The following is a 1,676-nucleotide window of genomic DNA, read 5'->3' on the forward strand; positions in this document are numbered from 1 at the left end:
GTGCGCGACCGCGAGAACCAGCTCCACGCGCCCTCGGCCGCGCACTCCTCGCCGCCCCCCCTGGAGACGGACCTGCCCTCCGCGCCCCCGACCCTCAAGGTCTACCGCCAGGCCATGGACAGGCTCTACCTGGAACGCCTGCTGGATGAGTCCGGCGCGAATCCCCGCGAGGCCTGCCGCATCTCCGGGCTTTCGCGCTCCAGGCTCTACGCCCTGCTCAAGGAGCACGGGCTCAGGCTCTCGGGCTGACCCGGCCTCCTCCGGCCGGATTGCCGGGGCGGTAGCCGGAACAGACGCCTGCCGTCTCGAGAGGCGTCGTCCGTCCTCTTTTGAGTGCTCGCAAAGCAGCGGCGTCCTGCCTGGACCTGCCGTCAACCGGGTCGCAGCCGTCCCGACGGAGCGCGCGTCCCCGGCGTCGCGCCCGCGCCCTCAGCCCCCCGCCAGTTCCCGATAGAGCGCCAGCACGGCCGTCTCCATCAGCTGGGGAGCGAAGCGCTCCGTCGCCGCCCGGGCGGCGCCCCGGGACAGGCGGGAGCGCAGGGGTTCCTCCCCGGCCTGCAGGATGGCCCCTGCCAGGGCGGCCGGGTCGCCGGGCGCCACGGTGAGCCCCGTCGCCCCGTGCTCGTTCACCCACGGAACGCCGGAACCCGGGATGCGCGTGGACACCACAGGGCAGCCGCAGGCCATGGCCTCGAGTTGCACCATGCCGAACATCTCCGCCCGGGTGGTGGAGGGCAGGCAGAACACGCGGAAGAAGCGGTAGTGCGCCGAAAGCTCCTCCTGGGGCACGCGGCCGAGCAGGAAGGCCCGGTCTTCCAGGCCCCGCTCGCGGATGCGCGCCCGCAGCGCCTCCTCCATGGGCCCCGATCCCCCGATGAGCGCCGCCCACTCGGGCGGCAGGAGCGCCAGGGCGTCCACCAGCACGTCGAATCCCTTGTAGGAGGCCAGCCGTCCCAGGGCGAACACGGCCTTGCGCCCGGTGAAGCGCCGCTCCAGGCGCTCCAGGGCCGCGCGGTCCGTGCGCTCCGGGGCGAAGGGGGCCGGGTCCAGCCCGAAGGGAATCACCACCGACTTGCCCCGGAACGCCTCTGCGTACTCGGAAGCCTCCACATGGGCGGGCGTGGCCCCGATCACGGCGTCGGCCCGCCGGGCCAGCCAGTTGCCCAGCAGAACGCGGTAGACCACGTTGAGGGCGCGCTGGCGGATCACGTCGGAGTGCCACTGCAGCGCCACGCGCGCGCGGGGCTTCACCCAGCGCAGGGCCAGGGCGGCCATGGGGTTGGGGCAGTGCACGTGGAGGATGTCGTAATCCGGGGCCAGGCGTGAGAGCAGCTTCGCGTAGTCCCGGGACATGGGCGTGGAGGCCGCCACGATGGGCGCGCAGGCGCGGCGCACCGTGTAGCCGTTCCAGAGTTCCACCCCGCCGGGGCCTTTGGGGTCGAAGCAGAGCACGTCGCTCTGCACGCCCCGGCGCGTGAGGCCCTCGGCCAGTTGGAAGGTGACGGTCTCGATGCCCCCTTCCACGGGAGGGTAGAACTTGCCCAGGTGCAGAACCCGCATCAGAGGGCTCCCCGCACGCCCGGAGCCGTCCGGCTGCCGCGATCCTCCGAGGCGATCCCCGCTCCCCGGCCTGCCTTCACGTGCGCCCCCCAAGACGTTCCAGGGTGGCCACCATG

The 1,676-nt window shown here is 73.1% G+C and carries 1 protein-coding gene and 1 pseudogene; one reads left to right on the forward strand and one right to left on the reverse strand.

Annotated features, from left to right (window positions below):
* A pseudogene (locus ACV4UX_RS19325) lies at nucleotides 1–249 on the forward strand (sigma-54-dependent transcriptional regulator); the annotation flags it as partial.
* A 180-nt stretch (nucleotides 250–429) separates the two neighbouring features.
* On the opposite strand, the gene ACV4UX_RS19330 reads toward ACV4UX_RS19325, so the two are convergent.
* Entirely contained in the window at nucleotides 430–1,560 is a 1,131-nt protein-coding gene (locus ACV4UX_RS19330) for a glycosyltransferase (protein ID WP_491594903.1), read from the reverse strand.
* Nucleotides 1,561–1,676: the final 116 nt, after the last annotated feature.

The organism is Fundidesulfovibrio sp. (genome assembly GCF_058402725.1).

Coding starts and splice junctions, on each gene's coding strand:
- ACV4UX_RS19330 (WP_491594903.1), bottom strand. CDS start 1,560: ATGCGGGTTCTGCACCTGGGCAAGTTCTACCCTCCCGTGGAAGGGGGC.